Origin of the sequence: Streptomyces sp. SCPE 10, assembly GCF_051980735.1 — a bacterium.
GTDB classification, from domain to species: Bacteria; Actinomycetota; Actinomycetes; order Streptomycetales; family Streptomycetaceae; genus Streptomyces; species Streptomyces misionensis.
Genome location: NZ_CP197069.1, coordinates 6,305,817 through 6,327,082 on the forward strand (window position 1 = coordinate 6,305,817; position 21,266 = coordinate 6,327,082).

General features: G+C 71.8%; 15 protein-coding genes and 1 pseudogene. 4 read left to right on the forward strand and 12 right to left on the reverse strand.

Annotated features, from left to right (window positions below; genetic code table 11):
* Positions 1–137 precede the first annotated feature (137 nt).
* The 7 genes and pseudogenes from ACSP97_RS28940 to ACSP97_RS28970 all read right to left on the reverse strand — a co-directional run bounded on the left by ACSP97_RS28940 (position 138) and on the right by ACSP97_RS28970 (position 9,418).
* Positions 138–1,343, reverse strand: coding sequence for an acyl-CoA dehydrogenase family protein (locus ACSP97_RS28940; protein ID WP_146466209.1), 1,206 nt, complete (start codon positions 1,341–1,343; stop codon positions 138–140).
* Between the two features lie 2 nt (positions 1,344–1,345).
* A complete protein-coding gene (locus ACSP97_RS28945) occupies positions 1,346–1,858 on the reverse strand; it encodes a MaoC family dehydratase (RefSeq protein WP_355152166.1) in 513 nt (170 codons plus the stop codon).
* Positions 1,859–1,863: 5 nt separating this feature from the next.
* A complete protein-coding gene (locus ACSP97_RS28950) occupies positions 1,864–2,829 on the reverse strand; it encodes an HpcH/HpaI aldolase/citrate lyase family protein (RefSeq protein ID WP_355152167.1) in 966 nt (321 codons plus the stop codon).
* Positions 2,826–4,880 carry a protein meaA gene (locus ACSP97_RS28955; RefSeq protein WP_358269547.1) on the reverse strand — a complete coding sequence of 685 codons (2,055 nt, stop codon included), beginning with the start codon at positions 4,878–4,880 and terminating at the stop codon, positions 2,826–2,828. Before ACSP97_RS28955 ends, ACSP97_RS28950 begins: the two co-directional genes overlap by 4 nt.
* A 9-nt stretch (positions 4,881–4,889) precedes the next feature.
* The gene (gene ccrA, locus ACSP97_RS28960) at positions 4,890–6,227 is read right to left on the reverse strand and encodes a crotonyl-CoA carboxylase/reductase (protein ID WP_355152192.1); all 1,338 of its coding nucleotides are present in this window, start codon (positions 6,225–6,227) and stop codon (positions 4,890–4,892) included.
* A gap of 420 nt (positions 6,228–6,647) precedes the next feature.
* Entirely contained in the window at positions 6,648–7,466 is an 819-nt protein-coding gene (locus tag ACSP97_RS28965) for a TetR family transcriptional regulator (RefSeq protein ID WP_440554983.1), read from the reverse strand.
* Positions 7,467–7,611: 145 nt separating this feature from the next.
* Positions 7,612–9,418 (reverse strand): annotated as a pseudogene (locus tag ACSP97_RS28970) (3-hydroxyacyl-CoA dehydrogenase family protein).
* Positions 9,419–9,813: 395 nt separating this feature from the next.
* On the opposite strand from ACSP97_RS28970, the gene ACSP97_RS28975 reads away from it, so the two are divergent.
* Positions 9,814–10,398 carry an adenylosuccinate lyase gene (locus ACSP97_RS28975; RefSeq protein WP_440554985.1) on the forward strand — a complete coding sequence of 195 codons (585 nt, stop codon included), beginning with the start codon at positions 9,814–9,816 and terminating at the stop codon, positions 10,396–10,398.
* Positions 10,399–10,407: 9 nt separating this feature from the next.
* Here the strand turns inward: ACSP97_RS28975 and ACSP97_RS28980 are convergent, their stop codons facing one another.
* The 5 genes from ACSP97_RS28980 to ACSP97_RS29000 form a co-directional block, all read right to left on the reverse strand.
* A complete protein-coding gene (locus ACSP97_RS28980) occupies positions 10,408–10,884 on the reverse strand; it encodes a hypothetical protein (protein WP_355152172.1) in 477 nt (158 codons plus the stop codon).
* A gap of 143 nt (positions 10,885–11,027) precedes the next feature.
* A complete protein-coding gene (locus ACSP97_RS28985) occupies positions 11,028–12,014 on the reverse strand; it encodes a YihY/virulence factor BrkB family protein (RefSeq protein ID WP_440554987.1) in 987 nt (328 codons plus the stop codon).
* A gap of 55 nt (positions 12,015–12,069) precedes the next feature.
* Positions 12,070–12,474 (reverse strand): RidA family protein, encoded by a 405-nt coding sequence (locus ACSP97_RS28990; RefSeq protein ID WP_355152174.1) that lies wholly within the window; start codon positions 12,472–12,474, stop codon positions 12,070–12,072.
* 68 nt (positions 12,475–12,542) lie between these two features.
* On the reverse strand, positions 12,543–14,096 hold the full coding sequence (locus ACSP97_RS28995) for an alpha/beta hydrolase (RefSeq protein ID WP_440554990.1): 1,554 nt from the start codon (positions 14,094–14,096) through the stop codon (positions 12,543–12,545).
* 148 nt (positions 14,097–14,244) lie between these two features.
* Positions 14,245–15,273 carry an Rv2578c family radical SAM protein gene (locus ACSP97_RS29000; RefSeq protein WP_440554992.1) on the reverse strand — a complete coding sequence of 343 codons (1,029 nt, stop codon included), beginning with the start codon at positions 15,271–15,273 and terminating at the stop codon, positions 14,245–14,247.
* Between the two features lie 185 nt (positions 15,274–15,458).
* Here ACSP97_RS29000 and ACSP97_RS29005 point away from each other — a divergent pair, with 185 nt between their 5' ends.
* From ACSP97_RS29005 to ACSP97_RS29015, 3 genes are all read left to right on the forward strand, one after another.
* Positions 15,459–15,902 carry an SRPBCC family protein gene (locus ACSP97_RS29005; RefSeq protein WP_355322667.1) on the forward strand — a complete coding sequence of 148 codons (444 nt, stop codon included), beginning with the start codon at positions 15,459–15,461 and terminating at the stop codon, positions 15,900–15,902.
* Positions 15,903–16,086: 184 nt separating this feature from the next.
* Entirely contained in the window at positions 16,087–18,519 is a 2,433-nt protein-coding gene (locus tag ACSP97_RS29010) for an MFS transporter (RefSeq protein WP_355152178.1), read from the forward strand.
* 141 nt (positions 18,520–18,660) lie between these two features.
* On the forward strand, positions 18,661–21,192 hold the full coding sequence (locus tag ACSP97_RS29015) for an ATP-binding SpoIIE family protein phosphatase (protein ID WP_388294230.1): 2,532 nt from the start codon (positions 18,661–18,663) through the stop codon (positions 21,190–21,192).
* Positions 21,193–21,266 lie beyond the last annotated feature (74 nt).

A 21,266-nucleotide genomic window follows, 5' to 3' on the forward strand; every position in this document is an offset into this window, starting at 1 on the left:
CGGCTTTTCCGGGGATCGTACCGGTCGCGGGCCGCAACTGGGCAAGCCAGGAAGCCGAGTCGGCGGCCGAAGAGCGGCTGAACAACGTCTACGGGGTGTGATCTTCCCCTCGAAGAAAACACCCCGTACCCGGACAATCAGCCCTGGAATCGATACTCTTCGAGCAACCTGCGGCCGATGATCATTTTCTGGATCTCGGCGGTACCTTCACCGATGAGCAGCATCGGCGCCTCGCGGTACAGGCGCTCGATCTCGTACTCCTTGGAGAAGCCGTAGCCGCCGTGGATCCGGAAGGCGTCCTCGACGACCTCCTTGCAGTACTCGGAGGCGAGGTACTTCGCCATCCCGGCCTCCAGGTCGTTACGCTGCCCGGAGTCCTTTTTGCGTGCCGCGTTGACCATCATCGCATGGGCGGCCTCGACCTTGGTCGCCATCTCGGCCAGCTTGAACTGGATGGCCTGGTGCTGGGCGATCGGCTTGCCGAAGGTGTGCCGCTGCTGGGCGTAGCTCACCCCCAGCTCGAAGGCGCGCTGGGCGACGCCGCAGCCGCGGGCCGCGACATTGACCCGGCCGACCTCCACGCCGTCCATCATTTGGTAAAAACCTCGGCCGGTGACACCGCCGAGCACCCGATCGGCCGGTACCCGCAGCCCGTCCATGATCAGCTCGGTGGTGTCGACGCCCTTGTAGCCCATCTTCTCGATCTTGCCGGGGATGGTCAGCCCCGGGCGGACCTCGCCGAAGCCCGGCTCCTTCTCCACCAGGAAGGTCGTCATGGACTTGTGCGGGGCCGTGCCCTCCGGGTGGCCCTCGTCGCTGCGCACCAGCACGGCCACGAGGGACGACGTGCCGCCGTTGGTGAGCCACATCTTCTGGCCGGTCAGGACGTACTCGTCGCCGTCCCTGACCGCCTTGGAGCTGATCGCCGACACGTCGGAGCCCAGCGCCGGCTCCGACATCGAGAAGGCGCCCCGGATGTCACCGGCCGCCATCCGCGGCAGGAAGTGGTCCTTCTGCTCCTGCGTGCCGTGCTGCTTGAGCATGTACGCCACGATGAAGTGGGTGTTGATGATGCCGGACACCGACATCCAGCCGCGGGCGATCTCCTCCACGCACAGCGCGTAGGTGAGCAGCGACTCGCCCAGGCCCCCGTACTCCTCGGGGATCATCAGACCGAACAGGCCCAGTTCCTTGAGGCCGTCCACGATCTGCTGGGGGTACTCGTCGCGGTGCTCCAGCTCCGTGGCGACCGGGATGATCTCCTTGTCGACAAAGTCACGGACCGTGGAGACGATCTCCTGCTGGACGTCGGTCAGACCGGCGGTCTGGGCGAGACGGGCCATCTCTACTTCTCCTGCTGCTTCAGCTCCGGGCGGCCCGGCTGCTCGCCGCCGCGCTCCTTGATGTACGTCTCGGTGGGCACCATGACCTTGCGGCGGAAGACGCACACCAGGGTGCCGTCCTGCTTGTAGCCCTTGGTCTCGACGTGGACGATGCCGCGGTCGTCCTTCGACTTCGACGGCCACTTGTCCAGCACGGTCGTCTCGCCGTAGATCGTGTCGCCGTGGAAGGTCGGCGCCACGTGCCTGAGGGACTCGATCTCCAGGTTGGCGATCGCCTTGCCGGAGACGTCCGGCACGGACATGCCGAGCAGGAGGGAGTAGACGTAGTTCCCGACGACGACGTTCCTGCCGAAGTCCGTCGTCCTCTCCGCATAGTTCGCGTCCATGTGGAGCGGGTGGTGGTTCATGGTGAGGAGGCAGAACAGGTGGTCGTCGTACTCCGTGACCGTCTTGCCCGGCCAGTGCTTGTACGTCGCCCCGATCTCGAACTCCTCGTAGGTGCGTCCGAACTGCATGGCGCTCAGCCCTCCGGGATCTCGAACTTGGTGGTGCGCCGCATGCCGGCGGCGCGTCCCTTGCCGGAGATGACCAGGGCCATCTTGCGGCTGGCCTCGTCGATCATCTCGTCGCCGAGCATCGCGGAGCCCTTCTTGCCGCCCGCCTCGGACGTGTAGTAGTCGTACGCGTCCAGGATCAGCTCGGCGTGGTCGTAGTCCTCCTGGGAGGGCGAGAACACCTCGTTGGCGGCGTCGACCTGGCCCGGGTGCAGCACCCATTTGCCGTCGAAGCCGAGGGCGGCGGCGCGGCCGGCGACCTCGCGGAAGCCGTCGACGTTGCGGATCTGGAGGTAGGGGCCGTCGATCGCCTGGAGGTCGTTGGCGCGGGCGGCCATCAGGATCTTCATCAGGATGTAGTGGTAGGCGTCGGCCGGGTAGCCGGGCGGCTGCTCGCCCACGACGAGGGACTTCATGTTGATGGAGGCCATGAAGTCGGCGGGGCCGAAGATGATGGTCTCGATGCGCGGGGAGGCCTGCGCGATCGCGTTGACGTTGTTCAGGCCCTGCGCGTTCTCGATCTGCGCCTCGATGCCGATCCGGCCGACCTCGAAGCCCATCGTCTTCTCGATCTGGGTCAGCAGCAGGTCGAGCGCCACGATCTGCTCGGCGTTCTGCACCTTCGGCAGCATGATGCAGTCGAGGTTCGGTCCGGCGCCCTCGACCACCGTGACGACGTCGCGGTACGTCCACTCGGTCGTCCAGTCGTTGACGCGGACCACCCGCGTCTTGCCCGTCCAGTCGCCCTCGTTGAGGAACTTGACGATGGTGTGCCGCGCCTCGGGCTTGGCGAGCGGGGCGCACGCGTCCTCCAGGTCCAGGAAGACCTGGTCCGCGGGGAGGCCCTGCGCCTTCTCCAGGAAGCGCGGGTTCGAGCCGGGAACGGCCAGGCACGAACGCCGCGGGCGAAGGCGGTTCACGGGGGTGGTCATGCGGGGACCTCCAGGGGGTCGAGCTTGTTCGCGGTGCGGATCTCGTCGACGATGCGGCCGATGATCCCGGTGATGTCGAAGTCCTTCGGGGTGAAGACGGCGGCCACTCCGGCTTCCTTCAGCTGCTCGGCGTCACCGTTCGGGATGATGCCACCTGCGATCACCGGTATATCTGTGGCACCGGCCACACGCAGGCGCCGCAGCACGTCCGGGACCAGCCGGGCGTGCGAGCCGGACAGGATCGACAGGCCGACCGCGTGCACGTCCTCCGCGAGGGCCGCGTCCACGATCTGCTCGGGGGTGAGCCGGATGCCCTGGTACACCACCTCGAAGCCGGCGTCGCGGGCCCGGACGGCGATCTGCTCGGCGCCGTTGGAGTGCCCGTCCAGGCCCGGCTTGCCGACCAGGAAACGCAGCTTGCCGACGCCCAGGTCGCGGGCGGTGGCGTCCACCTTGGCGCGGACCTCGGCGAGCGCCGACCCGGCTTCCGCGGGGACGGCGACCGGCGCGGAGGAGACCCCGGTGGGGGCCCGGTACTCGCCGAACACCTCGCGCAGCGCCCCCGCCCACTCGCCGGTGGTCACCCCGGCGCGGGCGCACTCCAGGGTGGCCTCCATCAGGTTCTCGGTGCCGCGGGCCGCCTCCTTCAGCCGCTCCAGCGCCTTGCAGGGGCGGGGGTGGTTGAAGGGCGGCTGGTAGCGGGTGTCCCGCCAGTGCCGCAGCGAGGCGACGACGCGGGCCTCGACCGCCGGGTCCACCGTCTGGATCGCGGTGTCCAGATCGGCCGTGAGCGGGTTGGGCTCGGTGCCCTCGAAGGCGTTGACGCCGACGATCTTCTCCTCGCCGGACTCGATCCGGGCCCGCCGCTCGGCATGCGAGGCGACCAGCTGCGACTTCAGATAGCCGGACTCGACGGCGGCCATCGCGCCGCCCATCTCCTGGATCCGGTCCATCTCCGCGAGGGCGTCGGAGACCAGCTGGTCCACCTTGGCCTCGATCACCTTCGAGCCCTCGAAGATGTCCTCGTACTCCAGCAGGTCGCTCTCGTAGGCGAGCACCTGCTGGATGCGCAGCGACCACTGCTGGTCCCAGGGGCGGGGCAGGCCCAGCGCCTCGTTCCAGGCCGGCAGCTGGACGGCCCGCGCGCGGGCGTCCTTGGACAGCGTCACCGCCAGCATCTCCAGCACGATCCGCTGGACGTTGTTCTCCGGCTGCGCCTCGGTCAGCCCCAGGGAGTTGACCTGGACGCCGTAGCGGAACCGACGCTGCTTGGGGTCCTCGATGCCGTAGCGCTCGCGGGTGAGCTTGTCCCAGATGCGGCCGAACGCCCGCATCTTGCACATCTCCTCGACGAAGCGCACGCCCGCGTTGACGAAGAAGGAGATCCGGGCGACCACGTCGCCCATCCGCTCCTGCGGCACCTGGCCGCCGTCGCGCACGGCGTCCAGCACGGCGATCGCGGTGGACATCGCGTACGCGATCTCCTGCACCGGCGTGGCCCCGGCCTCCTGCAGGTGGTAGCTGCAGATGTTGATCGGGTTCCACTTCGGGATGTGGGAGACCGTGTACGCGATCATGTCCGTCGTCAGGCGGAGCGAGGGTCCCGGCGGGAAGACGTGGGTGCCGCGGGACAGGTACTCCTTGACGATGTCGTTCTGGGTGGTGCCCTGGAGCTTGGTGATGTCCGCGCCCTGCTCCTCGGCGACGACCTGGTAGAGCGCCAGCAGCCACATGGCGGTGGCGTTGATCGTCATCGAGGTGTTCATCTGCTCCAGGGGGATGTCCTGGAACAGCCGGCGCATGTCACCGAGGTGCGAGACCGGCACGCCGACCCGGCCCACCTCGCCGCGGGCGAGGATGTGGTCGGGGTCGTAGCCGGTCTGCGTCGGCAGGTCGAACGCCACCGACAGACCGGTCTGGCCCTTGGCGAGGTTGCGCCGGTACAGCTCGTTGGACGCCTCGGCCGTGGAGTGGCCGGCGTACGTCCGCATGAGCCACGGACGGTCCTTCTTCTTCGCCTGTGTCCCAGGCGCGGCCTGACGCTCTGACATCTGCGGCTCTCAGCTGTTCCGGAAGCGGTTGATGGCGTCGATGTGCCGCGCGCGCATCTCCTCGTCGCGCACGCCGAGGCCTTCCTCGGGGGCGAGGCAGAGCACCCCGACCTTGCCCTGGTGCAGATTGCGGTGGACGTCGTAGGCGGCCTGGCCGGTGTCCTCCAGGGAGTACACCTTCGACAGAGTCGGGTGGATCTTGCCCTTGGCGATGAGGCGGTTGGCCTCCCACGCCTCGCGGTAGTTGGCGAAGTGCGAGCCGATGATCCGCTTCAGGGACATCCACAGGTAGCGGTTGTCGTACTCGTGCATGTAGCCCGAGGTCGAGGCACAGGTGGTGATGGTGCCGCCCTTGCGGGTGACGTAGACGCTGGCGCCGAAGGTCTCGCGGCCGGGGTGCTCGAAGACGATGTCGATGTCCTCGCCGCCGGTGAGTTCGCGGATGCGCTTGCCGAAGCGCTTCCACTCCTTGGGGTCCTGGGTCCGCTCGTCCTTCCAGAACCTGTAGCCCTCGGCGCTGCGGTCGATGATCGACTCGGCGCCCATCGACCGGCAGATGTCCGCCTTCTGCTCGCTGGAGACGACACAGATCGGGTTGGCGCCGCCGGCCAGCGCGAACTGCGTGGCGTAGGAGCCGAGTCCGCCGCTCGCGCCCCAGATGAGGACGTTGTCGCCCTGCTTCATGCCGGCGCCGTTGCGGGACACCAGCTGCCGGTACGCGGTGGAGTTGACCAGTCCGGGGGCGGCGGCCTCCTCCCAGCTGAGGTGACCCGGCTTCGGCATCAGCTGGTTGGACTTGACGAGCGCGATCTCGGCGAGGCCGCCGAAGTTGGTCTCGAAGCCCCAGATGCGCTGCTCGGGGTCGAGCATCGTGTCGTTGTGCCCGTCGGAGGACTCCAGCTCCACCGAGAGGCAGTGGGCGACGACCTCGTCACCGGGCTTCCAGGCGTTGACCCCGGGGCCGGTGCGCAGGACGACGCCCGCGAGGTCGGAGCCGATGATGTGGTACGGCAGGTCGTGCCGCTTGGCCAGCTCGTTGGTGCGGCCGTAGCGCTCCAGGAACCCGAACGTGGACAGCGGCTCGAAGATCGAGGTCCACACCGAGTTGTAGTTGACCGAGGAGGCCATGACGGCCACCAGGGCCTCGCCCGGCCCGAGTTCGGGCACGGGAACGTCGTCCAGGTGGATCGACTTGCGCGGGTCCTTGTCGCGGGTCTCGAGCCCCGCGAACATCTCCGTCTCGTCCTTGTGGACGGTGATCGCCCGGTACGACTCGGGGAGCGGCAGGGCGGCGAAGTCCGCGGACGTCGCGTCCTTCGACTGGATCGCGTCCAGGATGTCCTTCACGGTCACGGTGTTGCCTCCGGCGGTGAGCGCCCTGAGGGAGGGGCGCTTGAGGGATCGTCGGTGCTGTGCTGCTGAGGGTTTTCGGGGTGCCGTCGGTTCGGCGGATGGTGCTTCGGCAGCGCTTTGTGGCGCGGGAGGTTGCCTGTGACGCAGGCGTCCGGGCGCGCGGACCGAAGGCCCGCTGGGACAGCCGAAGAGCGATCGGTCCTCGCTCGCCGGCCGCCCGGACCTCTTCAACGTATGACACCGCGTGTCAGGTGACAAGGCACTGAGTGCCAGAACTTCCTCTCAGATGAAATCTTTACGTAACAAATGAGCGATGATCGATCGAACGGCCTCGGAAATCCGCCGGAAAACGGGCTCTGACATGCCAAAACGGCCACCCCGAAGGGTGGCCGTCATCACAGCGGGGGAGCGTGCTCAGCGCTCCTTCAGCGCCTCCTCGATGGTGCGCATGACCTCGTCCAGCGGGGCGTCGGTGCGGGCGACGGTGACGAGCACCTCGCCGTGCGCCGAGACGGCCGCCGGGGCGCTCGCGGCCGGCCGGGCGGTCGTGCCCCGCCCCGCGCCGATGCCGGTGCCGAAGGTCCGGCGGACGATCGCGAAGGCGTGGTCCAGTTGTGCCTCCACATCGCCCTGGCCGTCCGCCCGCAGCCAGCGCCGCAGCACGTGGTTGTGGGCGGTGACGACCGCGGAGGCGGCGACCTCGGCCAGCAGCGGGTCGTCGTTGGCGTCGTCGGCGTGCGCGCGCTCGTCGAAGTGGCCGAGCAGATAACGGGTGAACAGCCGCTCGTAACGGGCCACCGAGGCGATCTCGGCCTCGCGCAGGGTGGGCACCTCGCGGGTGAGCCGGTAGCGGGCCACCGAGATCTCCGGCTGCGCCGCGTACATCCGCATGACTTCCTTGATGCCACGGCACACCGTGTCGAGCGGGTGCTCGTGCGCCGGAGCGGCGTTGAGCACCGCCTCGGCGCGGACCAGGGTGTCGTCGTGGTCCGGGAAGATCGCCTCCTCCTTGGAGCGGAAGTGGCGGAAGAAGGTACGGCGGGCGACGCCGGCCGCGGCCGCGATCTCGTCGACGGTGGTGGCCTCGTACCCCTTGGTCGCGAACAGCTCCATCGCTGCGGCCGCCAGTTCCCGGCGCATCTTGAGCCGCTGGGCGGCGGCGCGGCTGCCTGCGGCACTCTCCGGCACATCGGGCGTAGCTGGTGTACGTGAGGACTTGGCGGGCTGGGACATGACCCGAACGTACTGCATGGACCCGGTGTGGTGCGCCGCGGTCCCGTATCCCACCCGCGGCCCCGGCGGACCGGGCGGGCACCCCGCGCGGGGATCGAGCAGCCCGCCCCAGTCCGTCCGCGCGCGGGACCCGTCGCCGGCGCCGTCAGCGGCGGGCATACTCGCGGAAGCCGCGGCCGGTCTTGCGGCCCAGGCAGCCGGCGGCCACCAGGTGCTCCAGGAGCGGGGCCGGGGCGAGCCCGGGCTCGCGGAACTCGCGGTGCAGCACCTTCTCGATGGCCAGCGAGACGTCCAGGCCGACCACGTCGAGCAGTTCGAACGGACCCATCGGGTAGCCGCCGCCCAGCCGCATGGCCGCGTCGATGTCGTCCAGCGACGCGTAGTGCTCCTGCACCATCTTGATCGCGTTGTTGAGATACGGGAACAGCAGCGCGTTGACGATGAACCCGGCCCGGTCGCCGCAGTCCACCGGGTGCTTGCGGATCCTCGCGCAGACCTCGCGGACGGTGGCGTGCACGTCGTCGGCGGTCAGCACCGTGCGCACCACCTCGACCAGCTTCATGGCCGGGGCCGGGTTGAAGAAGTGCATGCCGATCACGTCCTGCGGGCGCGAGGTGGCGCGGGCGCAGGCGACGACCGGCAGCGAGGAGGTGGTGGTGGCGAGCACCGCGCCGGGCTTGCAGACCTTGTCCAGGGTCTGGAACAGCTGCCGCTTGACCTCCAGGTCCTCGGCGATGGCCTCGACGGCCAGGTCGACGTCCGCGAAGGCGTCGTAGGAGCCGGCCGGGGTGATCCGGTCCAGGGTCTCGGCGGCGGCCTCGGCGGTCAGCCGGCCCTTGTCCACGGACCGGGCCAGCGACGTGCCGATCCGGGCCTTGGCCGCCCGGGCCTTCTCCTCGCTGCGCGCGGCCAGGACGACGCCGTAGCCCGCCTTGGCGAAGACCTCGGCGATGCCGGAGGCCATGGTGCCGGAGCCGGCGACGCCGACCGAGCGGACCTCGCGGCCCGCGGCGCGGGCGCCGTCGGCCGCCGGGGTTCAGCGCGTCCGGCACCACGGTGGCGCTGCCCGGCGCCGCGTAGGTGTAGAAGCCGCGCCCGGACTTGCGGCCGGTCAGGCCCGCCTCGCTGAGCTGCTTGAGAATCGGGGCCGGGGCGTGCAGCCGGTCGTGGGACTCGGCGTACATGGCCTCCAGGACCGTCCGCGCGGTGTCCACGCCGATCAGGTCGAGCAGCGCGAGCGGGCCCATCGGCAGGCCGCAGCCCAGCCGCATCGCCGCGTCGATGTCCTCCCGGGAGGCGTAGCGGGCCTCGTACATCGCGGCCGCCTGGTTGAGGTAGCCGAACAGCAGTCCGTCCGCGACGAAGCCGGGCCGGTCGCCGACCGCGACCGGTTCCTTGCCGAGTTCGAGGGCGAGGTCCGTGACGGCGGCGACGACCTGCGGCGCGGTCAGCACCGAGGAGACGATCTCCACCAGCTTCATCGCCGGGGCCGGGTTGAAGAAGTGCAGCCCGAGCACGCGCTCGGGACGGGCCGAGTCGGCGGCCAGCCGGGTCACGGACAGCGCGTTGGTGCCGGTGGCGAGGATGGTGTCCGGGCGGACGATGCCGTCCAGTTCGCGGAAGATCTGGTGCTTGACCTCGTACGACTCCGGGGCCACCTCGATCACCAGGTCGGCGTCGGCCGCGGCGGTCAGGTCGGTGGTGACGCGCACCCGGGACAGGGCCTCGGCGCGCTCGGCCCCGGTGATCCGGCCGCGCTCCACCGCGCGGGCGGTGGAGGCCTCCAGGGCGGCCAGCGCCCGCGCGGCCTGGGCCTCGCCGACGTCGATGCCGACCACCTGGCGGCCGGCCTTCACCAGGACCTCGGTGATGCCGGTGCCCATGGTGCCGAGGCCGACGACGGCGATCTTCGCGAGCGTGGACGGAGGGGTGTGGGACAGGGGAGTGGCCATCGCGGGACTCCAGAAATGAGGGTGACGACGAGGAACGCGCCGGGTGCGCCGGGGGCGCACCACGGTGCGGAAAGGAGTGCGGGTGTTGCCGGGCCATCGAGCGCACACGCCCGGTGCCGTCCGGCGGGCGTTCGAGACGCCCGGCGGCGGCGGTGGTTCCGACCGGCTCTGTCCCGAAGCCGGGTCGTACGGGCGGTACTTGGCGCACAGAGCGCACACGGGTACCGAACCGACCGATGCCCGCGACGGCCGCGTCACCAGACCGTCGCCAGCGGGTGCGAGAGGGTTGCTCGCTCGTATGAGCTTAACCGGTGGGTAACGAGCGCGCCACCCCCTGCGGGGGACTTTGTGCCAGGTGCCTCCCGCGGCCCGGTCGAGACGCCTACGCTGATGGCGTGGACGAAGAGTTGCGATCGCTCACGGAACGCTTACGGCAGGAGTCGGGCGGCACGGCCGCCTTCGACCGGCTGCTCGCCACCGGCGACCCGGACGAGCTGGTGGAGGTCCTCACCGCACCCGGACAGCCGCTGTGGGCGCGGGAGTTGGCCGCGTTCCGGCTCGGCCGGGCCGGCGACCGGCGCGCCTTCGAGTCCCTGGTGCTCCTGCTCAACCACCGCGACCCGCCGCGCTGCGCCGCCGCCGCGCACGCCCTGGCCCGGCTCGGCGACCCGCGCACGGCCCGCGCGGCCGCCGCCCTCGCCACCAACGAACTCCGCGTCGCCTACGCCCTGCACCCGGTACGGCTCCTCGTCGCCCTGCGCGCCCCCGAGTCCGTGCCCGCCCTGATCACCACCCTGGAGCGGCGGCTGCGCCCGCACGACCCCTACCGGCGGGTCGCCCTCGCCTGCGTGGAGGGCCTCGGCGCCCTCGGCGACGGCCGCGCCCGGCGCGTCCTGACCGAGGCCCTCGCCCACCCCGCCCTCGCGGAGGCGGCGGTGCACGCACTGGCCCGGCTCCCGCAGCAGGAGCCGGCCGGCTGACCGGCGCCGTCAGGGCCAGTACGCGGTGCACAGTCGGCGCCCCGCGTGCCGACCGCAGGCCTGCGCCTCCAGGTGCCAGCCCCTGCCGTGCACGTACTTGACCGCGCGGGTGTTCTGCTTGCCCCCCGTGTGCACGGTCCCCGAGCACACGCCGAAGTCCGCCCAGGACCCGTGGTCGACGTCCCACTCCAGCGAGACCGTGTCCCCGCGGCGCGCCCCGGAGATCACCGCCCAGACGTAGTACGGCGCCCCGGTCCTCGCGTTGCCGTAGCGGACCTGGACCGTGGCGCCGCCGATGCGCACCGCGGGCCCGGTGTGCCTGCGTCCGCTCGGGATGTGGGTGTTGGGGTCGATGCCGGCCCCGCACGAGGCCGCTGCCCGCGCCGGCCGTGCCTCCTGGGCGGCCGTCGCGGTCGCGACCGACGCGGTGGCCAGCACCGCCACGCCGGCCATCGCGGCCATGACGCTCCCGTACCTGTTGGTCATGCCTGTGCCCCTCTTGCCGACGACTGCGGGTTGTCACCGATCGCTGACACACAGTCGCCGCAGTCGCCCGAGCCGAGGCTGACAGGCACGCGGGGGAACGGGCAAGGGGCACGTGGGCGCACGGGCCCGGCGCACCGGAGCGGTCAGCTCTCCCTCGTCCGGCGTACGTCCTGCTCGTCCCATGTGGTGGTGGAGCGCGGCTCGACGACGGGCCTGCCGCGGACGGGGTGGCCGCCGCCGGCGACGGCCCGCTGCCGCACGGTCTCCGCGTCGAACTCCAGGCCCAGCAGGAGCGCCAGATTGCTGATCCACAGCCACACCAGGAAGACGACGATGCCCGCCATGGTGCCGTACGTCTTGTTGTACGACGCGAAGTTCGCCACGTAGACCGCGAATCCGGCGGAGGCGGCCATCCAGATCACCAGGGCGAGCACACTGCCCGGAGTGATCCACCGAAAGCCCCTGACCTTGGCGTTGGGGCACGCCCAGTACAGGATCGCGATCATCACGACGACCAGGATCACCAGCACCGGCCACTTGGCGATCGACCACGCGGTCAGCGCCGTGTCCCCGAGGCCGAGCGCCTGTCCGGTGCGCCGGGCCAGCGGGCCGCTGAAGACGACGATGACCGCGCTGAGCACGGCCAGCACCAGCAGCACCGCCGTGACCCCGACCCGCACCGGCAGCAGCCGCCACACCGGGCGCCCCTCCGGCATGTCGTAGACGGCGTTCGCGGCGCGGATGAAGGCCGCCACGTACCCGGACGCCGACCACAGCGCCACGACGATGCCCACCACGGCCAGGACCGAGCCCGTACCGGCGCTGTTCTGCAACTGCTCCACGGACCGGGTCAGCACGTCCCGCGCCGGGCCGGGCGCCAGCTGCCTGACGTCGGCCAGCAGCCGGTCGGTGGTCGAGCGGCCGGTGATCCCCAGCAGGGACACCAGCACCAGCAGCGCCGGGAACAGGGCGAGCATGCCGTAGTACGTCAGTGCCGCGGCCCGGTCGGTCAGCTGGTCCTTCTGGAACTCGCGCAGACTGCCCTTGAACACCGCCCCCCACGCGGGCTTCGGCGCCCGCGGCGCGCCGCCGTGCTGATTCGTCCGCCCCGGAAGGTGAGGTTCGTTCATGGGCGCCGGGTACCCCGCGGCACCGGGGGCCAAGAGCGGGCCCCGGGCGGCCGGGTCACCCGTCGGCGGGTTCCGGCACCACCGCCAGGGCCTCGATCTCCATCAGGAACTCCGGGGCCACCAGCCCCGCCACCCGCACGGCCGAGGCGGCCGGCAGCCGGTCGTCGGGTATGTGCGCGCCGCGGGCCGCACGGATCTGCGGCATGTGGGCCATGTCGGTGACGAAGTAGGTCAGCTTCACCACGTGCTCGAACCCGGCCCCCGCCGCGGCCAGGCAGCGCCGGAGGTTCTCGAACACCTGGCGGGCCTGGGCCCCGGGGTCGCCGGGTCCCACCAGGGCGCCGTCCTCGTCCAGGGCCAACTGGCCGGAGACGGCGACGAGCCGGCCCCTCGCCGAGACGACGTGGCTGTACTGCGCGGCGGGCGCGACGCCGGCGGGGGCGGTGATCCGTTCGGTCATGCGCCCATGATGGACCACGCCACCGACAGCGCCCCGGGCCCGAAAGGACCGGGGGCGGACGGCGGCGGTCAGCGGCGGAAGCCCAGCAGGCCGTGCAGGGTCGAGCCGCGCGAGGACGTCGAGGCCGCCTTCGCCGCCGGCGGCTTGGGCTCCGGGGACCTGGCGCACACCGCGTCGGCCGTGCCGCTGCCGCGCGGCACCGTGCCGTCGGCCAGGTACGCCGCCAGATAGCGGTCCAGGCACGCGTTGCCGCTCAGCGTGATGCCGTGGTTGCCGCCGCCCTGCTCGACCACCAGGCTGGAACCCGCCAGCAGCCGGTGGGCCGCGACGCCCCCGGCGTACGGGGTGGCCGCGTCGTCCGTCGCCTGGAACAGCAGCGAGGACGGCAGTCGGGTGTTGGCGACGTCCGGGTGCCCCGTCCGGCCGGTGGGCCAGAACGCGCATGGCGCGTTGTACCAGGCGTTGTTCCACGCCATGAAGGGGGACTTCGCGTACACCGCCCAGGCGTCCCGGTGCCAGCGCGCCCAGTCGTGCGGCCAGGCGGTGTCCCCGCACTGCACGGCCGTGTAGACGCTGTAGCCGTTGTCGCCGGAGCCGTCCACACCGGCGAACTCGTGGTACGCCTCCACCAGCGGCCCGGTGTCCTTGTCGTGCACATAGGCCGCGAACGCCTCGGCGAGGTAGGGCCAGTAGCCGTCGTAGTAGCCGCCCGGGATGAACGTGTCCTCCAGTTCGGCGGCGCCCACCCGGCCGCCGGCCGGCCGCTTCGCCAGGGCCGCCCGCATCGCGTACCACCGTGCCTCGACCTTCGCGGGGTCCTTGCCGAGCCGGTACGTCGCGTCGTACTTGGCGATCCAGGCCATCAGCGCCCGGTGCCGGTCGTCGAAGGCGCGCTCCTGGCCGATGTTGTCGTCGTACCAGACGCCGGTCGGATCCACGACCGAGTCCAGCACCAGTCTGCGGATCCGCTCGGGGTGCAGCTTGGCGTAGACCGCGCCCAGGTAGGTGCCGTACGAGTAGCCGAGGTAGCTGAGGCGGGGCGCGCCGAGGGCCGCGCGGATGGTGTCCATGTCCTGCGCGGCGCTGACCGTGTCCATGTACGGCAGCACATCGGCGTACCGCCGGGAGCAGTCGGCGGCGAAGGACCGGGCGCGCTCCAGGTTCGCCTGCTCCAGCGCGGGCGTGGCGGGCACGCTGTCGGGGCGCACCGGATCGAAGTGGCCGGGCGCGCAGTCGAGGGCCGGGCTGCTGTGGCCGACGCCGCGCGGGTCGAAGCCGACGACGTCGTACCGCGCGGCCACGTCCTTGGGCAGCGCCGAGGCCACGAACCCGGCGAGGGTGAGTCCGCTGCCGCCGGGGCCGCCGGGGTTGACCAGCAGCGGGCCCTGGGAGGTCTTGGCGGTGTGCGGCACGCGGGACAGGGCGAGCGTGATCCGCCGCCCGTCCGGGTCCGCGTGGTCCAGCGGCACCTCCAGCGAGGCGCACTGGAGCGTCGGGTAGTCGCCGGTGCCGCATTTCTTCCAGGCGAGCTGCGCGGGGGCGGCGGCCCGCGCGGGCACGCCGGTGACGGAGCCCGCCAGCACGGCGGCGGCCGCGCACAGCACGGCTGCGCGTCTTCTCATGGGTCCTCCCGGGACGGAGAGGTCGGGCGAACCGCGAGGTTCGCGGCTCTGGCCGCATCGTCCCGAAGCGGGGACCCTGGAGAACGTCCCGCGCCGATAGTTGACCCTATTGCCCGCGCGAAGCCCTCGAACGCTCCCGCGGGGGCGCTCACATGAGGGTCAGCTGGGTCGGCTCGGGCTGCGGCGCGGGCCCGGCCGGACCGACCCGGCGGGCCGCGCCCGCGCGGGTGGGCCCGATGCCGTACTCCCGCGCCAGCTCGTGCACCTGACGAGTGATCCGGCGCTGGTACCAGGTGGGCGCGTAGGACCCGCCCGCGTACATCCGCTCGTAGCGGCGCACCAGATGCGGGTGGTGCTCGCCCAGCCACGCCATGAACCACTCGCGCGCGCCCGGCCGCAGATGCAGCACCAGCGGGGTCACCGAGGTGGCCCCGGCATCCGCGATGGCCTTCACCGTGGTGCGCAGCTGCTCCGGGTGGTCGCCGAGGAACGGGATCACCGGCGCCATCAGCACCCCGCAGCCGATGCCGTGCTCGCCGAGGGTGCGCACGACGTCCAGCCGCCGCTCGGGCGCCGGTGTGCCCGGCTCCACCGTGCGCCACAGGGCGGGGTCCAGGAAGCCGACGGAGACCGAGATGCCCACGTCCGTCACCCGCGCCGCCCGCACCAGCAGATCCAGGTCGCGCAGGATGAGCGTGCCCTTGGTCAGGATCGAGAAGGGGTTCGCGTGCTCGGTGAGGGCGAAGATGATGCCCGGCATCAGACGGTAGCGGCCCTCGGCGCGCTGGTAGCAGTCGACGTTCGTGCCCATCGCCACGTGGTCGCCGTGCCAGCGTGTGGAGCCCAGCTGGCGGCGCAGCACCTCCGGGGCGTTCACCTTGACCACGATCTGCGTGTCGAACCCGATGCCGGTGTCCAGGTCCAGATAGCCGTGCGTCTTGCGGGCGAAGCAGTACACGCACGCGTGGGAGCAGCCCCGGTAGGGGTTCACCGTCCATTCGAACGGCATCCGCGAGGCGCCCGGCACCCGGTTGAGCACCGAGCGCGCCCGGACCTCGTGGAAGGTGATCCCGCGGAACTCGGGTGTGTCGAACGTCCGGGTGGTGACGGCGTCCGCGCCGAACAGCGCGGTGTCGGCGGCCCGGCCGTGCTCGACGTTGAGGTTGTCCCAGCGCATGACGCCTCCTCGGTGGTACTCGCCCACACAATAGAACATCTGTTCCCATGATCGTGCGGAGCGGGGCGTGGGGGCGGGTCGCGGGGGCGGGGCGCGGCCCCGAACGCGACCCCCGATTTGGGGGGCCGGGCGCCGGAGTGGTTGGCTTTTCCCAACCCCGAGCAATCAGGTCCTGGAGGAACGCAATGGCGCAGGTCGAGGCCACTACGGAGCGGGTCGTCGCGGCGGACGCGGAGAAGGTGCTCGACGCCCTCGCCGACTACCGCGGCACCCGGCGCAAGCTGCTGCCCGAGCAGTTCAGCGAGTACGAGGTGCGCGAGGGCGGCGAGGGCGAGGGCACCCTCGTCCACTGGAAGCTCCAGGCCACCAGCAAGCGGGTGCGCGACTGCCTGCTGGAGGTCACCGAGCCCACCGACGGCGAGCTGGTCGAGAAGGACCGCAACTCCTCCATGGTCACCACCTGGCGCGTCACCCCCGCCGGCGAGGGCAGGGCCCGCGTCGTCGTCACCAGCACCTGGCAGGGCGCCGGTGGCATCGGCGGCTTCTTCGAGCGGACCTTCGCCCCCAAGGGGCTCGGCCGCATCTACGACGCCGTGCTCGCCCGGCTCGCCGCCGAGGTCGAGAAGTAGCCCCAACCTCCGCCCCGCGAAGGGAAGTTGTGCGCCTTCGCGGGGTTTCCCTTCACCGGTTCGAGTGGAACTGGCGCCCACCGGGAACCGCCCCGTAACCCACCACGGTTGTTCGTAGTTGTCGCCTCGCGCGAGAAATTGCACGGGTACGACAGCCGCGAAGGTGGCGCGAGGGGAGCGGAACGTGGGCGGGACGACTCTGGTGGATCACGACACGCTCGTGCTGCTCCCGGCTGCCCGGCAGGAACCGGCCGAGGAGACCCGGGAGGAGCCGACGGCATCCGGCCCCGCGGCCCCGCCGCCGACGGCCGGTCCGCTCGGCCCGCGCCGGGTGCGGCTGGTCGTCCTCGGGCTGATGCTGGCGATGCTGCTGGCCGCCCTCGACCAGATGATCGTGGCCACCGCCCTGCCCAAGGTGGTCGGCGAACTCCACGGCCTGGACCGGATGTCCTGGGCGATCACCGCCTATCTGCTCACCTCCACCATCGGCCTGCCGCTGTACGGCAAGCTCGGCGACCTCGTCGGCCGCAAAAGCGTCTTCCAGTTCGCCATCGCCGTCTTCGTCCTCGGCTCCGCGCTCGCCGGACGCGCGCAGAGCATGGACCAGCTGATCGCCTTCCGCGCGATCCAGGGCGTCGGCGCGGGCGGCCTGATGATCGGCGTCCAGGCGATCATCGCCGACATCGTCCCGCCCCGGCAGCGCGGCCGCTACATGGGCCTGATCGGCGCCGCCTTCGGCCTCGCCTCGGTCGCCGGACCCCTGCTCGGCGGCTACTTCACCGACCACCTCTCCTGGCGCTGGTGCTTCTACGTCAACGTGCCCTTCGGCCTGGTCACCCTCGCCGTCGTCGCCGTCGTGCTCAAACTCCCCAAACCCGAGGTCCGCGGCCGATTCGACGTGCTGGGCGCCCTGCTGCTGGCCGCCGCCTCCACCTGCCTGGTGCTGCTGACCAGTTGGGGCGGCACCGAGTACGCGTGGGGCTCGCGGCAGATCCTCGGCCTCGGCGCGGGCGCGCTCGCCGCCGTCGTGCTCTTCCTCGTCGTCGAGCACTTCGCCGTCGAACCCCTCATCCCGCTCCGGCTGTTCCGCGACTCCGTCTTCAACGTCACCGGCCTGGTCGGCGCGGTCATCGGTGTGGCCCTGTTCGGCGCCGCCAGCTATCTGCCCACCTTCCTCCAGATGGTCGACGGCGCCAGCGCCACCGGCTCCGGACTGCTGATGCTGCCCATGACCGCGGGCATCGTCGCCACGTCACTGCTCTCCGGGCAGCTCATCAGCCACACCGGCCGCTACCGGGTCTACCCGGTGCTCGGCGGCGCCGTCTCGGTCGCCGGGATGTGGCTGCTGTCCCGCCTCGACGCCGGGACGCCCCGGCTGCACTACAGCCTCTGGATGGCCGTACTCGGCGCGGGCATCGGCCTGGTGATGCCCGTGCTCGTCCTCGCCGTGCAGAACTCGGTGCGGCCCGCCGACCTCGGCACCGCGACCAGCGCCAACAACTACTTCCGGCAGATCGGCGGCAGCGTCGGCGCCGCCGTCTTCGGCACCCTGTTCGCCAACCGGCTCGCCGACGCGCTGCGCAGGGAACTGCCCCCGGGCGCCGGCGCCCGGCTGCCCGACCCCCAGTCCCTCACCCCGCAGCTCGTGCACGCCCTGCCCCCGGCGCTGCGCGACGCCTACATCCGCGCCTACGCCGACGCCATGCCCCGGGTCTTCCTGTACCTCGTCCCGGCGCTCGTCCTCGGCCTCCTCGCCGCCTTCTTCCTCAAGGAGAAACCACTGGTGTCCCACCACACCGCCGAAACCGACCCCCAGGGCTCCCACACCCACATCCCGCAGGCGCGTTCGCCGTACGCCGCCGGAATCCCGGTGTGCGGCACCGTGCAGCATCCGGACGGCACCGTGGTGCCCCGCGCGGCGCTCACCCTCATCGACGTCACCGGACAGCAGATCGGCCGGGGCGCGAGCGGCGACGACGGGCGGTACGCGCTGAGCACGCCCGGCTCCGGGTCGTACGTCCTGATCGCCGCCGCCGGGGGCCACCAGCCGCAGGCCGTCTCGGTCACCGTCGGCGAACGCCCCGTCGAGCTGGACGTCGTCCTCGGCGGCGCCGGACGCCTCGCCGGCAGTGTGCTCACCGCCGACGGCAGCCCCGTGCGGGACGCCACCGTCACCCTCACCAATGTGCACGGCGAGGTGGTCGCCACCACCCGCAGCGGCCGCGAAGGGGGCTATGTCATCACCGAGTTGGTCGCGGGGGAGTACACCCTCGCCGCCAGCGCCCCCGCCTTCCGCCCGGCCGCGCTCCCGGTCAGCGTGCAGGCCGCCCGGGAGACCCGGCAGGACGTCGAACTCGCCGGCGGCGCCGTGCTGCGCGGCGTCGTGCGGGCGACCGGGGGACGGCCCGTGGAGGACGCCCGGGTCACCCTTCTGGATGCCGCGGGCAATGTGGTGGACACCCTCACCACCGGGCCGGACGGCGCCTTCCGGTTCGTGGACCTGTCCTCCGGCGAGTACACGGTGATCGCCGCGGGTTACCCGCCGGTCGCCACGGTCCTGCAGGTCGCGGGCGGTGGCCGCACGGAACGGGACCTCCAGCTCGGGCACGAGGACTGAGACGACGCCCGGGGCGGGGGCCGGTGCGATCAGGTAAACCAATTCCCGGATTGCCACACATCGCCACCGGCCGCCGCCGTACCGTAGTGGCCGGCGGCACAGATCGTTTGCGAACAGCCGTGGGGAGAAGGGGCCTGGGCCATGGACCGTGGCAGCGAGCGGGACACAGCTCCCGGGCGCGGCGCCGGCGACACCGCGGCGGGCCGGATTCCGCTTGCGGTGATCGTCGTCGACCGTGACGGCCTGGTGTCCCACTGGAGCAGTGGGGCGCGGCGGTTGTTCGGTGTGGGCCGGCAGGACGCCGTCGGCCGCCTCGCGGCGGATCTGCTGCCGGTCACCGGTGCCCTGCCCGACCATCTCCAGGGCGGCTCCACACCGGACGCCGACCCGGCGGCGTACCACGGCGAGCCGAACGGCGCCGACGCGCACGGAAGTTCGCCCGACGACGAGTTCGGCCCCGACCTGGAGGCATCCCTCGGCGGTGGGACCTCCTACGCCACCGCCGGCCGCGCCCGCCTCTTCCCGCCCCGGCGGACACCGGACGACGACGACCGGGCGGACGGCGAGCGGCTCGACGTGCTGTGGTGGGCCTACCCGCTGATCGGCCCCGGCCCCGCCCGGCTGCTGGTGCTCGCCGCCGACGCCACCCGGCTGCGCGAGGAGCGCGGCTACGACGACGAGAGCGCCGAACGCGTCGCGCCCGGCTTCGCCCGCCACACCGAACTGCCCGCCTTCGACGAACTCGAACGGCGGCTGCCGGAGATCCTGCCCAACATGGGACCGGGACTCAGCGGCCGCATCGTCTCGCAGATCCTCGAACTCGGTTATCCGGTCCTGGAGTTCAGCCAGTGCGAACGGGTGCCGGTGACCCCGTACTGGGGCGTGCCCCGGCGCCCCGGCCGCGTTCCCGCCGACGCCGCCGGAATCGTCGTATCGCGGCAGCGCACCGCCCCCGTGACCGCCGTACCGGCCGGCGCCGAGCAGGACCTCGAATACGCCGCCGTTCGCGAACGCCTCGAATTCCTCAACGAGGTCAGCTCCCGCATCGGCTCCTCCCTCGACCTCGGCGAGACCATCCGCGAGGTCACCAGCGCCGCCGTGCCCCGGTTCGCCGACTTCGCCGGCACCCATCTGCGCGCCGCCGTCCTCGCCGGGGAGGGCTTCCCGGACGGCCCGCCCGACGCCAGCACCGTGATGTTCCGCGTCTGGGTCGAGCACAACGACGAACCCGGCCGCTGGGACGACACCGTGCCCGTCGGCGAGGCCTTCGCCTTCCCCGAACACACCCCGTTCTACCAGTGCATGGTCACCGGCGAACCGGTCCTCATCCCCCGGGTCACCGACGAGATGGGCGACCGTATCTCCGGCCAGTTCGAGAAGCGCGATCTGCGCCCGCTGATCAACGGCCGCTCCCTGCTGATCGTGCCGCTCAAGGCCCGCAACGTCGTGCTCGGCTTCATGGTGCTGATCCGCCGCCCCGACCGTCCCGCCTTCGACGACATGGACCGCACCACCGGCGCCGAACTCGCCGCCCGCGCCGGCCTCGTCCTCGACAACGCGCGCATGTACACCTACCAGGAGAACGTCGCCGACACCCTCCAGGACAGCATGCTCCCGCAGGTCGCCCCGAGGACGGCCGGCTGCGACGTCGCCACCCGCTATCTGCCCGGCACCCGGCTCGGCCGGATCGGCGGCGACTGGTTCGACACCATCAAACTGCCCGGCTCCCGCACCGCCCTCGTCGTCGGCGACGTCATGGGGCACGGCCTCAACTCGGCCGCCATGATGGGCCAGTTGCGCACCGCCGTGCAGACCATGGCCGCGATGCAGACCCCGCCCGCCCAACTGCTGCGCAACCTGGACGACCTGGCCCGCCGACTCGGCGACAACTACCTCGCCACCTGTCTGTACGCGGTCTACGACCCGATCCGCGGCGAGGTCACCCTCGCCAACGCGGGACACATCCCGCCGGTGCTGGTCCGGGCCGAGGACGGCAGCAGCGAACTCCTCGACCTGCCCACCGGCGCGCCCATCGGCGTCGGCGGCGTCCCCTTCGAGGCCGCCCGGGTACGGGTGTCGCCCGGGGACCGGCTGGTGCTGTGCACCGACGGCCTGGTCGAGGTACGCGGCTCGGACATCGGCGAGGGCCTCGCCGCGCTCTGCGAGTCCGCCGCGCACCCCGCGGCCTCCATGGACGACGCCTGCGACACCATCATCCGCGCCCTCAACACCCGCGGCGGCCGCAAGGACGACGTCGCCCTGCTCATGGCCCGCCTCAACGGCATCCCCGCCGACCATGTCGCCGAATGGCGGCTGGACGCGGAGCCCCGCGAGGTCGGCCGGGCCCGCCGCCTGGTCCGCGAGCAGCTGCGCGCCTGGGGACTGCCGGAGGCCGTGGAGACCGCCGAGCTGCTGGTGAGCGAGGTCGTCACCAATGCCGTACGGCACGCGGAGGGCGATCGCGTCGGGCTGAAGGTGGTGCGCACCGACGCGCTGCTGTTCGAGGTCACCGACGACGCCCCCGACCTGCCCGACATGATTGCCGCGGGCCCCCTCGACGAGTCGGGCCGCGGACTGCGCGTGGTCAGCAGGCTGGCCCGCGAGTGGGGCGCCAGCGCCACCGGGCACCGCAAGACGGTCTGGTTCGAACAGGCGGTCACGGGGAGCCGTTGAACGGCGGTACGTCCGGTGAAGGTGGCCACCGCCCCCTTGCCCGTGCCCCGCTCCCCGCGATATCCCGATCACGC